Annotated in this window: 9 protein-coding genes and 2 pseudogenes; 2 read left to right on the top strand and 9 right to left on the bottom strand. The window is 59.9% G+C overall.

Annotated features, from left to right (window positions below):
* Window positions 1–119: 119 nt before the first annotated feature.
* Complete coding sequence (locus E8E78_RS05645) at window positions 120–1433, top strand: hypothetical protein (RefSeq protein WP_084967042.1); 1314 nt, start codon at window positions 120–122, stop codon at window positions 1431–1433.
* A 119-nt stretch (window positions 1434–1552) separates the two neighbouring features.
* On the opposite strand, the gene E8E78_RS05640 is transcribed toward E8E78_RS05645, so the two are convergent.
* The 6 genes from E8E78_RS05640 to E8E78_RS05615 all read right to left on the bottom strand — a co-directional run bounded on the left by E8E78_RS05640 (window position 1553) and on the right by E8E78_RS05615 (window position 9672).
* On the bottom strand, window positions 1553–2458 hold the full coding sequence (locus E8E78_RS05640; RefSeq protein WP_280313355.1) for an RHS repeat-associated core domain-containing protein: 906 nt from the start codon (window positions 2456–2458) through the stop codon (window positions 1553–1555).
* A gap of 169 nt (window positions 2459–2627) precedes the next feature.
* Window positions 2628–3920 carry a tryptophan 7-halogenase gene (locus E8E78_RS05635; protein ID WP_061204169.1) on the bottom strand — a complete coding sequence of 431 codons (1293 nt, stop codon included), beginning with the start codon at window positions 3918–3920 and terminating at the stop codon, window positions 2628–2630.
* Entirely contained in the window at window positions 3913–4590 is a 678-nt protein-coding gene (locus E8E78_RS05630) for a peptidase S8 and S53 subtilisin kexin sedolisin (protein WP_084967041.1), read from the bottom strand. Before E8E78_RS05630 ends, E8E78_RS05635 begins: the two co-directional genes overlap by 8 nt.
* Window positions 4580–6313: an ABC transporter ATP-binding protein gene (locus E8E78_RS05625; protein WP_049273397.1), complete on the bottom strand. Its 1734-nt coding sequence runs from the start codon at window positions 6311–6313 to the stop codon at window positions 4580–4582. The genes E8E78_RS05630 and E8E78_RS05625 overlap by 11 nt, the downstream gene beginning before the upstream one ends.
* Before the next feature lie 2 nt (window positions 6314–6315).
* Entirely contained in the window at window positions 6316–8226 is a 1911-nt protein-coding gene (locus tag E8E78_RS05620; RefSeq protein ID WP_280313351.1) for a sigma-54-dependent Fis family transcriptional regulator, read from the bottom strand.
* 570 nt (window positions 8227–8796) lie between these two features.
* Complete coding sequence (locus E8E78_RS05615) at window positions 8797–9672, bottom strand: RHS repeat-associated core domain-containing protein (protein WP_280313349.1); 876 nt, start codon at window positions 9670–9672, stop codon at window positions 8797–8799.
* A 107-nt stretch (window positions 9673–9779) separates the two neighbouring features.
* On the opposite strand from E8E78_RS05615, the pseudogene E8E78_RS05610 reads away from it, so the two are divergent.
* Window positions 9780–9902: pseudogene (locus E8E78_RS05610) on the top strand (IS5/IS1182 family transposase); the annotation flags it as partial.
* A 47-nt stretch (window positions 9903–9949) separates the two neighbouring features.
* On the opposite strand, the gene E8E78_RS05605 reads toward E8E78_RS05610, so the two are convergent.
* The 3 genes and pseudogenes from E8E78_RS05605 to E8E78_RS05595 all read right to left on the bottom strand — a co-directional run bounded on the left by E8E78_RS05605 (window position 9950) and on the right by E8E78_RS05595 (window position 13391).
* The gene (locus E8E78_RS05605) at window positions 9950–10981 is read right to left on the bottom strand and encodes an RHS repeat-associated core domain-containing protein (RefSeq protein ID WP_280313347.1); all 1032 of its coding nucleotides are present in this window, start codon (window positions 10979–10981) and stop codon (window positions 9950–9952) included.
* Between the two features lie 1010 nt (window positions 10982–11991).
* Window positions 11992–12225: pseudogene (locus E8E78_RS05600) on the bottom strand (RHS repeat-associated core domain-containing protein); the annotation flags it as partial.
* 314 nt (window positions 12226–12539) lie between these two features.
* On the bottom strand, window positions 12540–13391 hold the full coding sequence (locus tag E8E78_RS05595) for a CsgG/HfaB family protein (RefSeq protein WP_016499464.1): 852 nt from the start codon (window positions 13389–13391) through the stop codon (window positions 12540–12542).

Below are 13391 nucleotides of genomic sequence, written 5' to 3'. Positions count from 1 at the left end.
GCCTGTACCGCCCTCTTCGCCGCACACAAGCGCAAGCGGTTCCTGTAGGAGCAGCCTTGTGCTGCGAAGAGGCCGCCCAGGCAACCCAAAAACAACAATAAAAAACCATGGAGCCCCCCATGAGGCACACACTCGCCTGCACATTGGCCCTGCTGCTCGCCGCGCCCGCTAGCCAGGCCTACGAGCTGTACAACCAGAACGGCACCACCCTCAACGCCGACCTCGAAGCCCTGTTCGGCACGTTCCATAGCGACGAAAGCTTCAACCAAGCCGGCAACCGCCAACCCGGCAGCACCGCCTGGCAGGAAGGCTACGTAAAATACGGCCTCAGCGGCAGCCAGGCCCTGGCCGATAGCGGGGCCGCGTACGGCGCCTTCAACCTGCTCAGTTCCGCAACCTGGGGCGACGGCGATGCTGCCGGCCTGACCCTGGGCGATGAGCGCCGTACCGCCATCGAGGATTTGTACCTGGGCTGGCGCTCGGCCAACCTGTTCCCGGCGCTGGGCGAAGACGGCGTGGACATTTCTGGCGGCCGCCAGGTGGTGACGCTGGGTGACGGCTTCCTGATCCAGGGCGACCCGGTGAACCTGGGCAAGGTCGACCTGGGCGCCAACTTCGACCGTGGCGGTGCCTACTACCTGGCTGCCCGCAAGGCCTTCGACCGCACCGCCGTGCTGCGCCTGGGCGGCAAACAGGGCTGGCGCGGCGACCTGATGTGGCTGAAGTCCGACAACCACTACCAGGCCGACACCTCGATGGCGGTAGCCAACCTGGAGCACGTCGCCGACGCCGGTACCCTTGGCCTCAGCTGGATCCGCGGCCTGGACGTGGACCAGCGCTACGCGCACATCATGGGCCTGGAGCACCGCGACGGCATGAACACCGCCAGCCTGCGCGGGCGCGGCAACCTGGGCGTGAAAGACCTCGAGCTGGCTGCCGAGTACGTGACCCAGGACAAGACCGGCGGGCGCGAGAATGCCTGGTACCTGGAGGGCAACTGGACGTTCTCCGAACTGCCCTGGTCACCCACCGCCACCTACCGCTACAGCCGCTTCTCCGAAGGTTTCGACCCACTGTTCTACGGCCTGAGCCGAGGCTATGGCACCTGGTTCCAGGGTGAAGTGGCAGCCAACTATGCCGGGCCGTTCAACAAGAACAGCCAGGTGCACCACATGGCGCTCAAAGGCAAGCCACGGGACAACCTCACCGTCGGGGCGCTGTACTTTGACTTCGATACGCTGGACACCGACCAGGGCAACCTCGGCGGTCGGGAGCTGGACCTGTATGTGGAGTGGATGGTCAACGACCACTTGCTGATCAGCCCGTTGGTGGGGTTCTACCAGCCTGAGCGCAGTGCGGCGAATGGTGGTACGCAGTTGGGCGGGCGGGATACCGGCACCTACATGCAACTGGTGGTCGGGACCTTCTTCTGATTTTAAGTTCAGGTCCCGCCCTGCAGCCCAGCGCAACACAAAAACGGTAGTGTCTTAAAGGAGAATCAGAATCTGGAGTGATAGCGTCCAAGGACGGCCTGAACTACGGCGCTCTGCATTCAACTACTGCTTCTCGTTTGAGACACAGCAACCACCAGACGTGCAAGTGCCAGCGCCTGCGAAGCGGCCTGCTGGCCAGATGGCGTATTGTGGTTAGGGATGTAGTTTATATAAGCTATTTCTATCGGATATGGAGGCGACCCTCCTCGGGCCTGCCTTTGCAAGTGCCCGACCAAGGTTGGAACAAGTCTCGACCCACCATGAGGGAGTAACTGAGAACTAAGAAATGGATAGGTTTGAGCAGTTCGCATTGTAACGGCTACATTCGCCCGTTCTTCCGCTGTGAAGGGTCCGCTCATCGCAAGCTCTGGGGCTGCTTGCCGATGTACTCTCGCTGTAGCTGGTGGACCTGCGGCTGGACCATCTACGAGCCCGCCGCCGATTCGTGGGCGTACCACCGCAGTTGGCAAGGCGGGATCTCGTGTCTCAAGTGGCCGTGGTCGATTTCGTGTCAAACGCTTGAGGGCGATATCAAGTTTTATATTTCCCGTTGGATCCGTATAGTTGATAGGGTCATCCCCGCAATATGCGTATGCATTGACACCACCCAGGCCGAATGGACTGAGATCATCAGGCGAATTGAAGCGCATGCGCAATGGACTGAACGCTCTCTTCCCATTCCCTAATAAATCAGAATTGATCACAGGATCACGTGCCTGACCATTGAAGCCCAGCGCACAGCCATGACGAATCAGGTCAAAATGGCCATAGGGGGTGTAAACAGTGGTGCCCGCCGCATGCACAACTGAGTTTGCGGTATCGGTGGAAATAAGGACAGCACTAGCAGCTACTCCTGCCCATTGCTCGGCAAGTGGTGCAAAACTACTCTGCAGAATCACGCTCATCTGATTGCTCGGGCCGAATCTCGATAGCTTGTTGCCTTGGTAGAAATGATGCTTCTTCATAGCACACCTATTTGTGCAAGAGGTTCTCATGCTGCAATCTGAGCAGTAACCATTCCTACCCACAACTGGTAGTTTGGATAGTTGCCGACATTCGATATTCATGAAGGGACGGGATCATGAGGAACTGTCGGCCTAATCGAAATTCACATGCAGTTGGGCCCCGGAAATATCAAACCAGGCCCAGTTCCAACAGCCAGCGTCTAACCATCATCTGCTGTTCACCCGACATCCCTGACAGAACAGCCTCTACGGCTTGCCCAGTCTGCAATGCCCGCACCATCGGCGCCAGCTCCACCCCCTGCAAATGCCAAACCCCCAGTGGCTGATCCGTCGTCACCACCACTTCGGCCTCATCCACCAGCCCATCACGCAACACTGGCCGCCGCTCAACCCGCACTGCCTGCCAATCCGCCGCCTGATGCAGTGGCAGCGCATCCGGCCAGCCTTGGCGCTGGCCCCAGAACGGCTGCCCCGCCCGTCTCTGTTCCTGAGCATAGAAATCGCGGCCAATGCGGGCAAAGCGCAGGAACAGCTGCTCGACCCTCTGTTGGTGAAACTGCCGCGCCAGCTCCGCCCGCTCAGGCCTGCGCAGCAGCGTATTGATCACCACCGGGGCCTGTAACGCCGAAGACAACGACTGGAAAATCCCGTTGCCCGACAGCGGATCGACCGCCATCGCCGCATCGCCCACGCGTATCCAGTCCGGCCCAACGCACTCACCGGCAAGAATGGCGGTACTGCTACGCGCATGCACCTGCGCGGGTAACGATGCCTGGGCGTCGAACAGCTCGGCCACCAGCGCACTGCAGCCACGCCGAGCCGCGCAGTAATCTGCCAACCCAGCCTTGCCTGGCAACCCGGCAGCATCCAGGGTGACTTGCCAATAGCAACGCCCATCCTCAAGCCGTGCCATCCACGCCCAACCATCCTCCAGGCTTTCCACCGCCGACGCGGGCGCCCCGGGGCTACCCTGCCAGGCATTGAGCAGGCTGACCGTCTCTGGCCCACGCAGGCGGTCTGCGGCAAGCGGCGCCTGGCGACCACGAGCCTCGACGAGGAAGTCAGCGATCAGTACCTGCCCATCGTCCAGACGGACATGGTGAACGTTCTCCTGCACAACCTCGCGCACCCGCCCCTCGACCACACTCACGCCCGCACGCTGAAGGTCGTCGCGCAGCGCCCGGTCAAACCGTTGCCTATCCAGCAGGAATTCCTGGTTCATGTGCAGGTGCTGGCCATTCCAGTGCACCTGCCGGGTAGCCGGCATGGCCGCCTGGCCCAACGCCCCACCAAGGCCTGCATGCCGCAAGCCCTCGAGTACCCGTTGCGAAACCCCTTCCACTGCCGCGAAACGGCGCCATTGCGACACCACCGTCACGGTGTAGCCAAGCCGCCGCAAGCCGATGGCGGTGGCAGCACCTGCAGGGCCGGCGCCCAGTACCACAATGCGCGGTTCAGGCATGGCTGGCACCCCGTCGCTCAGGGCCGGTAAACGCTGCATTGCGGCGCAACCAGTCATAAACCTGCTGGCGGTCCATCCCCGGCTCCTCACGCATCAGCGCCGCGATCCTGCCGCTCAAGGCTGCGCAACCCAAACTCGCGCCCGCCCTGCCGCCTGCCCCGACATAACCGCCAAAATCTGCCTGCCGGGTGCCCAGCCAGGACCACTGGCCGGGCGCGCAACGGGCATCCCCGGTAACCCGGAGCACCCCGGGGTAGCTGGCCGGGTACACCGGCTCACCCTGCGCCGGGCTGGATGCACACAACAGCACGCCAGCCGCCAGCGCTTCGGTACAGGCCTGGTGCAGCACAGGCCGGTCCTGCTGCAACCCCAGGCTGAGGTTGACCAGCGTGGCCCCTGCCTCCACCAGCCACAACAGCCCGGCCGCCACCTGCAAGGCGCTGGTGCTGGCCTGGCCACCAAACACCTGGGCCACCAGCAACGGTACCGGGCCGGCCTCGCGTTGCAAGCCGGCAAGCACCGCACTGCCATGTCCAAGCTGGTCCGGCCGTATTTCTCCTTCACGCAACTGGCCGTCTTCCAGCCAGAAACGGCGGGCACCCAGCAAACGGTTGGCCTGCTCCGGCGAGCAGCCACTGTCGAGGATGCCAACGCGCACGTCAGGGCCCATGCTTGATCACCTCCTGCGGCAGCACCTGCAACTGGCCGTCATGCAGCTGCAAGTGCAGGTCGGCGTCGGCCAGGGTCGAAGCCCGATGGCTGATCAGGATGCGCGTGCGGCCAGCGAACAGTTGGTCGATGGCCGCAATCACTTCGCGCTCAGTGGCTTCATCCACTGCCGAGGTAGCCTCGTCCAGCACCAGAATGGCCGGGGCCTGCAGCACCGCACGAGCGATGGCAATGCGTTGCTTCTGGCCGCCGGACAACTGCTGGCCACGTTCGCCCAAAAGGCCGTCCAGGCCCAACGGCAGGCTATCGACCAGGCTGTCCAGCCGCGCCAGGCGCACCACCCGCTCCAGCTCCGCGCGGCTGGCTTCCGGCACACCGTAGGCAAGGTTTTGCGCAAGGGTGCCACGGAATAGCACGATGTCCTGGCTGACAACGGCTATGCGACGGCGCAGCGCGGCCAGGTCCAGTTCGCGCAGGTCGGTGCCATCCAGCAGGATGCGCCCGGCGTCCGGGTCATAGAAACGTTGCAGCAGGTCGATGAGGGTCGACTTGCCCACCCCCGAGGCACCGCTGATGGCCACCTTCAGGCCACCCGGCACGCACACCTGCACGTTGTCCAGCACGGCGCCTTGCCGCCCTTCATGGGCGAAGCTCAGCGCCTCAAGGCGCAATTCGCCCGGCCCGTCGGGCATGGGCAGCGGGTTGGCTGCCGGGCGCACGGCCACGGCCTCGCGCTTGAGCTCCATTACCCGCCCCAGGCTCACCGCCATGCGCTGTACCGCCACGTACAGGCCCAGCAGGCTCTGCACCGGGCCTACCGCCATGCCCATATAGGTGGAAAAGGCGATCAGCGCACCCAACTGCCACGTTCCCTGGATCACCCACCAGCCGCCCACCAGAAACGCGCAAGCGCGGCACCAGGAAGTGAGCGTCCCGGGGATGGCCTGGGTAAAGAACTCTGTCACCTGTACCTTCAGCAACTGGCGCATGTAACCCTGGCCAAGCTGATCCAGCCTACCTGCCTCGCGGCCTTGCTGGCCGGCTGCCTGAATGAACTTCATCGCCGGCAAGGTCTCCACCAGGAACGAAGACACATCCGCCGAACGCTCGCGCAGGCTGCGCACCTCGCGCTCCACCTTGCGCCGCATCCAGCGCAGCCACAGCACCTCGATCGGCACAAGCAACGCCAGCAACAGCGACAGCTGCCATGACAGCATCAGCATCAACGCCACCGCGCCCACCAGGCCAATGACGGCAGATACAGCCGAGAACAACGAATCCACGGCAAACCGCTGGATCTCCGCCACATCGCCATCCAGGCGCGAAAGAATGTCGCCCATGCGCCGCCGCCCGTAGAATGTCGGCGACAACTGCTGCAGGTGACGGTACAGGTCATCACGCAGGGCAAACAGGATGCGCCCCGACAACCGCGTATGCAGGTAGCGGTTGACCCCGGCCAGCACCGTGCCCAACAGGCCCGCGCCGATCATGATCGCCGCCATGTGCCAGAGGGTCTGGTAGTCCTTGGCCAACAGCCCCTCGTCAATCAGTGTCTTGACCAGCCAGGGCTGTGCCAGCGCCAGCAGCGAGGCGCCCAGTGACAAGCCGAGCAACAGGCCGATGGCACGCCGATGCGGGCGTACGAAACCATACAGCCAGGCCAACGCCTGGCGCATGAGCGCAGGGTCGCTGGAGTCCACCAGCCTTGCGAACAATGGGCCCATGGTTAGCCGCGCAACTGTTTGAGCTTGCGGTACAGCGTCGCCCGGCTGATCCCCAGAGCCTCGGCCGCGGCGGAAACGTTGCCCTGGTGGCGCGCCAAGGCGCCGCGGATCAACTCCAGTTCGTTGTCCTTGAGGCTGCCGGAGGGCGCGGTGCCGCTGGCCAGTTCGTCCAGCAGGCAATCGGTGAGGTGGTCCAGGGTCAACACCTGCTCGCCGTCCTCGCGCATGGCCAGCGCCGTGCGCACTACCATTTCCAGCTGGCGGATGTTGCCCGGCCAGTCGAAACCTTCGAGCAATGTGGCCAGAGCCGGGTCCAGGGTTACACCACGGGCATCGGACTTTTCCAGCAGGCTTTGGATGATCTGCGCCAAGTCGTCACGCTCGCGCAGCGCCGGCAAGCGCAGTGATACGCCATTGACCCGGTAGTACAGGTCTTCGCGGAAATGCTGTTCCTGCACCAGGCGTTTGAGGTCGCGGTGGGTGGCGCAGATCAGCGCCACATCAATGTCCTGCTCGTCGCCGGCACCCAGCGGCGCCACCCGGCGTTCCTGCAATACCCGCAACAGGCGCGCTTGCAGGGCCAGCGGCATGTCGCCGATTTCGTCGAGGAACAGCGTGCCACCATGGGCCTGCATCAACCGCCCGACCATGCCGCCCCGGCGCGACCCTGTGAACGCGCCCTCGCGGTAGCCGAACAACTCGGATTCGATCAGCCCTTCGGGGATGGCCGCGCAGTTGACTGCCACAAAGGGTTTGTCGGCACGTGGGCTGGCCTGATGCAAAGCACGCGCGACGACCTCCTTGCCCGTACCGGTTTCGCCCAGCAAAAGCACTGGCAGGCCATTGCCCAGCCCCTGACGGGCCATGCGTAAATTACGCGCCAGCCGTGGGTCACCGCCGGCCAGGGCGTCTAGTGCAGGCGACTGCTTGCCCAGCGCCGGTTTGCTGACCGGTGTGCTGCCGTTGACCCGGCCATGGCGTGGCAGTTGCAAGGCGCGGAAGTAGAACTCTCCCTTGGCCGTTTGCACGCTGCTTACCCCACCCTGCCACAGGCGCGCAATGAAGGCTGGCGAGCGTTCGCCCAACAGGTCGCTGCTGTGCCGGCCGATCAGTTCATGGCGCGGCACCTGCAATAGCTGGCAGGCGCTGTCGTTGGCCGCCAGCACCTCACCGTCCAGGCTCAACGCCAACAGGCCATGCCAGGGACTGTTGAGGTATTGCGGGCGGCTGTGGAAGGCCAGCACCAATTGCTCTGGGTGGCACAGGCCAAACATACGGCTCTCGATGTTGCCGGCGGCCAGCATCAGGGTCGACAGGCTGTCCTGCGGCTGTGCCATCACCCCTTCGCGAGTGATGTCGAGCACACCAATCACCTCCCCACGCGGGTCGCGCAGGGGCACGGAAGTGCAGGAGAACGGGCTGAGGCGGTCAAGGTAATGTTCGCCGCAGTTGATCAGCGTCGGCCGGCCTTCCACTACGGCGGTGCCGATGGCATTGGTGCCGCGCAGCGACTCGCTCCAGCAACTGCCCGGATGCAGGTCGCGCAGGCCCTCGCGCTGCAACACATGCTTCTGCCCTTCGATGGCCAGCACGTTGGCCTGGGCGTCGCCGAGGATGACAATACCGGCCTTGCCCTGGCGTGCTACCAGGTAGTCCAGTTCCGGGGTGACGGCGTCGACCAACAGTCGGTTGCGCTCCAGCAGCATGCGCAGGTCGTGGCCCTGCTCCAGCCCCAGGCCGACCTGTTCGCCCTGCAGGCAATCCAGGCCATGGCCCAGGCTGCGGCGCCAGGACGCGTCGATCTCGTCGCGCAGCATGCCCAGCGGTAATTCGCCTTCGCTGGCCAGCTTCAGGCGGGCCTGGCGGGATTCGTGCAGCGGGTCGTGGGCGTTTGTTATTAGTTGTCGCGCCATTTTCTACTCCGGCTGTGCCCCGCAATGTGACGGGGTACTGGCTTGGGAATTTTCCGCAGTGTGCGGGAGAAATGGCTGGCCGTCATCTGGTAGTGGATGGATTGGGGTGCAGCTGGCCGGGTTACTTGAAGCTGGCGCAATCCCTGTGGGTGCTGGCTTGCCGGCGATCACCGGCGTTGCCGCTGCGATCCACCGCGTCGCCTGCTTCGCGGGCTTGCCCGCTCCCACAGGGTTCGCAGCAAGCCTGAGGACTGCGCTGTACCTGTGGGAGCGGGCGAGCCCGCGAAGAGGCCCTCGAGGTCAATCAGGGATATCGATCGATATCACCACTCCCCAAGCCCCGTCAGGCACTCGACGCCGCCTTCCGCCCCGCCGGCCAGCCCAACGCGTTGAGGTTGGTCGCAAACGCCCTTTGAACAGCGTGGACAGGTGCACCAGCGCATCTTCGTAGTCCACAGGCGAACGCACGGCAAATTTAGCCGCACTAGCGTAACAACCAATCATATTTTTTATAATTCCATCTTTCGAAGGTCTGCCAAAAAGTGTAGGTTTCGAGATCTCGACCGGGCTCTAAAATGGCGCCTCCTTGGATCTTGGAAGCACGACTCTCCCCGACCTGACTTCCCCAAGGGTAATTAAATGGTAGGCACTTTGCTTTATAACCATCTCCCCAAAAGCGCGCTCCGCTGGAAATGCGTCACGCACTCTATATTCATAATGTAGCCCGGGCTTTAGTCGGTGAAAATTCTCTGTATACAAAGCAAAAATCTGCGGCTTTTGCCCATTTTTCGCAGCCGTATCCTTGGCGTATTCCCAAGGCCTCATTACATCCTGCGCGGCGTAGAATCCTTTACCAAATCGTTGCGCCCAACTGGAGCCCTGGAGGGTGGGGTCGAGCCCTGCTTTCAAACTAGGCCCATGCCCATCTGTACTTCCATGAAGGGCAAACTTATCCCCAGTAGCTATAATTTCGCTCGCGGGACGACGACGCATGAGTGACGGTACGGAGTGAGTCCTCTTGAGAGGGGCATACGTGTCGGGCGGACTTTGAGACACACCTTCGAATCCGCTCCACGTGTTATTTTTTTTACTAAAGCCGACTTTGCTGCTTATCCACGCAGTCATATTCAACAGAACACCACTCACTGACAAGTGGCCACTTGGATCCCGGAAATTTACCGGGTCCCCAGAGCAATAACCGTATGAATTCAACCCTCCAATTCCAAAAGGGCTCATAGTATCCGGGGAATTGAAGCGCATCAAGGGAGGGTTGAAAGCACGATAGCCATTACCAAGAAAATAGTGCCCAGCAATTTGATCTGATCGCTCGCCGTTGAAACCAAGCACACCCGATAAGATCAGGTGGTAACCGTAAGGTGAATAGGCCACAGTTTTTGTCGGTGACGGTGTGTTGGTTTTATTTTGAACCTTAGCCGAGGGCAGCATGATGACTTTCCTATTTCCAGTTTACGGAGGGTGCTAACGGCAAACGTAAAATGGGTACCAGCAAAATGCCAATCTACACGCTCTCGTCGTCAGGCATTTGACCATCTGAGCGCATGGTTGGCTGGCTGAAAGAGAACCACCGGATCGTGACACGCCTCGACAAGCTCGCGAAAAGCGATGTCGCTATGTTTTCACAGGCGTGTTCCATGCGGCGTTTGCGAAAAATTTAAAAGCCTTACAGATCAAGACAAGCGGCAAATCACTTTCACGCCCCCACCTAACGCCTGACCTCTGAAGCGATTTGGGGATACTGTATGAAGTCCCTAACTATTATGAACGGAATCCCTTCTCTACGAACCACCCTATAATCACCGCCACGATATTGATCAATATGGCCCGTCAACTTTGCGCTCTCTCCATACACACCATACACGTACCCTCGCCCTCCGCGCTTATCCAAGGCATAATTCTCAGCCGTTTTAATATTTGGCGAATAATAAAATCCTCTCCCGTGAACACTCGTAACATTATGCTTAATATCAACCCCCGCCTGCAATGATGCCATTTGCATTTCGCTACTCCCATGGACCCCCAAGTACTCATAGCCTGCCGGCAGAGGGTTTCCTGTTGTGACGTTCATTGTAACCTGCTCCTGAGTGACCTGTAGCTTTAGATAGTTTCCGCCGCCATTCTTTCGGCCAAAAGGTTTCATTGAAGCCACAAGTAATGGGGTAACGTTGGCGTAGATTGCTGAAAAAATCTCTTTCGTCGGGGCTTCATGCCGACGACCTCCAGCGAAACGCCCAAACAAATTTAAAAAAAAGCGACCAACTCTGGAATTACCGCTCGGGTCTTGATAATTTACTGGATCTTGCCGGCAGTAACTATAAGCGTTCAAACCGCCCACCCCAAAAGGGCTCATACTATCAGGGGAGTTGAATCGCATCAGTACGGGATTAAAACCGCGATAGCCATTGCCAAGCAAATAATGAAGCGTTATCGGATCTGGTCGCTCGCCATTGAACCCGAGCCATCCAGGGTGTTGCGAAGGCTGACCATAGGGTGTGTAAACAAGGGGCTGTCGTGACTGATATTGGCCAGCTCGGTATAGGACTGTTCGCTGCTGATCAACAGTTAACACTGTGCACGTGCTTACTCCATCCTTGCATGACTGTTGAGCCAGGAGCTGATCTCCATACTCGACAACTGTATGGTTTGCGCCTTCTTGTAATTGATTGGCGGCACGACCCTTGCGATAAAAATGGTAGACCTTTCGTTTGACATCCTGACTTAAAGTATTCTGCACCACAGGAATTCTCCTTGGGATTAGGCTCGCACTTAAATATTATGGCTACTGCCAGGTCCCACCAATCTCGGGCCACCGCCTTGCCGGCTTAGTCGTGGGTTGGTGGTGGCATTGCGGCTGGCCGTTGTACGCAACGATATGCCGCTGCACAGACAATCGGGTTTGTCCAGGCCACCGCAGTCATCGGTGGCGCTGTTTTACCCGGTGTGCAATTGGTGCACCGCCGCCTTTGCGCGCATGGCGAGCAGCTCGTCGCATCAGCGGCCTGTACTGTTTGCGCAGCGATGCCGAGCAACAGTACAGCGTTCGGGCGTGACAATTTCGCCATGGCAGATTTCCTTTGTCATCCGTGGCAATTTATCCATGCGCAACACATTGCCGCTACTGGCAAAAATGATAGGGGATGCGCTGAAGCAATCGGCCCTGATGACTGGGCGTGTACGACGGAGCTTTTCAGGTGGAGCGGATGGCGAGCGCCGCGAGGGCGGCGCTCAATCTCACAGACTTTGTCACAAACCCCTTGCCCTATCCTGGGCTTCCTGTGTATAAAATGAGTCCCTACGAACCATTGGCATCTTTATTTCCGCCCGCACGACAATCTTCCCAAACAACCGACTGTCAACCATCATTGCACTTCCGATCCTACCATACGGTTCCTCGAAACCTCCCTTACGAAAATTCAGGAACTCGCTCCTTTCCGCGTACACGCCGTAAACATGCGGCGTGAGACCTTTAGCTGCCGCAAAACCAGCGTAATTAGCAGCGATTTGAAATTTGTGAGCAAAATAAAATCCCTCCCCCATCAGTGCCTGACCGCTAGCGCTACCAGAGAATTCGGAGCTTAGCCCAGCTTCTAGCGAGTTCTTGTGTTCAAGCGCGCCCCCGTGGTAACCAATTAACGAATAGCCTTCAGGCACTGTTGTAGGCCGCTTAGCGGGTGAGTTAGGGAATTGCGAAGAGGATGCTTTCCTAGAACCTCTAAATAAACCTGAAAAAAATCTTCCTATTCTCGAATGTCCTTCTGGGTCTTGGAAATTTACAGGATCCCCGAGACAGTATGCATATGCATTTATCCCACCAACAGAAAATGGGCTAACCATGTCCGGGCTATTGAAACGCATCAAGGAGGTGCTGAGCGCTCGATAACCATTGCCCAACATATAAAATTTGCTCACCCTATCTATCCGCTCACCGTTAAAGTTAAGCAACCCTAGTCGATTCGAACAATATCCATAGACCGAGTAAGCGGAAAATTGTGGAAACTTATTTAAACATCAGCCAGTCGAAGCAGCCTTGATGAAAGTGCACACTTACTCCCACTCACGATTTGCTGGCAATAGGCAGGCAGCCTGACATAAATCTGCGACCCTCCTAACAAGAAGCGATACAGCCATTACCTTTTAACCATCACTAGCCATTACCTAATGGTATCCGCCAGCAGAACAAATTCAACTGGCAATTGTGATAGTTGCACAAATCAAATTCCAGCCATGGAAATTATCGACGCAGCCTATTGCCAATTGGTATGTTGGGGCCCGAGGTCATAAATCGTGGCTGCACCTCACGGCTGCTGATTCTGGCTTAGGTACTTGTCCACCGTAGCCTTGCCCTCCCCCGCATCCCCCGCCACCTGCCACAGCCGCCGTTCAATCCCCTGCGCCAGCAAATGCCCCACCGCCGATTCAATCGCCGACAGCACGCACAGCTGGGCCGGTTCGTTGGTGGTATACCCCACCTCGGCTTCCAGCAGCTTCTTGAACTCGATGAACTTGAACACGCCGGCACTGCGCCCTACCGAGTAGATCGTCTTGCTGGTCATCACGTTGGCCAGCACCTGCCCGGTGCGCACGTCCACGGCGCGCAGGTTGACGGTTACCTGATCCACCCGGTACTCGCGGGAGATGTCGATGCCCAGGTAGCGGGCACCCTCGCCGCCGCTGCGCACGTTGGTGTCGTAGGCGATGATGCCGCCTTCGAGCATCAGGTTGGCGGCCTGCAGCGGTGGCAGTTCGCCCATGATGTTTTCGGCTACATCCGGCTTTTTCTGCGAAGCACGGATGATCTTGCGCTCGGTCAGCAGGTTCTGCAGGCCTTCACGCTCCAGCACCACGAACCAGCCGCTGGCACTGAGGGCGTCCATCAGCATGCTGGCCGCGCCCTGAGTGACGCTGGTGGAGAACGAGCTGGCCGGGGTGGGCTTGTACTGCCCGGTCTGGTCGCGGAAGCCGTACACCACGGCCATCAGCCGGCCTTTGGGCCGTGGCATGTTGATCAGGTCGTAGTAGGTCGAGGCCCGAGGGGTCAGGGTCGGGGTTTCCGAGTCCTGTTCGGCCGACATGGGTTCGCGCAGGCTGCAACCAGTTTGCAGGCCCAGGGCGGTGAGGATCAGCAGCGTGCTCAGCAGACGTTTCAT

The organism is Pseudomonas sp. BN505, from assembly GCF_029873175.1.
Lineage (GTDB): Bacteria > Pseudomonadota > Gammaproteobacteria > Pseudomonadales > Pseudomonadaceae > Aquipseudomonas > Aquipseudomonas putida.
The sequence above is the reverse complement of the archived record's forward strand: the minus strand, read 5'-3'. Positions and strand labels throughout refer to the sequence as shown.

Bases quoted from the DNA above. Each gene is read 5' to 3' on its own strand.
- E8E78_RS05645 (WP_084967042.1), top strand. From the start codon at position 120: ATGAGGCACACACTCGCCTGCACATTGGCCCTGCTGCTCGCCGCGCCC.
- E8E78_RS05635 (WP_061204169.1), bottom strand. From the start codon at position 3,920: ATGCCTGAACCGCGCATTGTGGTACTGGGCGCCGGCCCTGCAGGTGCT.
- E8E78_RS05615 (WP_280313349.1), bottom strand. From the start codon at position 9,672: ATGCTGCCCTCGGCTAAGGTTCAAAATAAAACCAACACACCGTCACCG.
- E8E78_RS05625 (WP_049273397.1), bottom strand. From the start codon at position 6,313: ATGGGCCCATTGTTCGCAAGGCTGGTGGACTCCAGCGACCCTGCGCTC.
- E8E78_RS05630 (WP_084967041.1), bottom strand. From the start codon at position 4,590: ATGGGCCCTGACGTGCGCGTTGGCATCCTCGACAGTGGCTGCTCGCCG.
- E8E78_RS05595 (WP_016499464.1), bottom strand. From the start codon at position 13,391: ATGAAACGTCTGCTGAGCACGCTGCTGATCCTCACCGCCCTGGGCCTG.
- E8E78_RS05640 (WP_280313355.1), bottom strand. From the start codon at position 2,458: ATGAAGAAGCATCATTTCTACCAAGGCAACAAGCTATCGAGATTCGGC.
- E8E78_RS05620 (WP_280313351.1), bottom strand. From the start codon at position 8,226: ATGGCGCGACAACTAATAACAAACGCCCACGACCCGCTGCACGAATCC.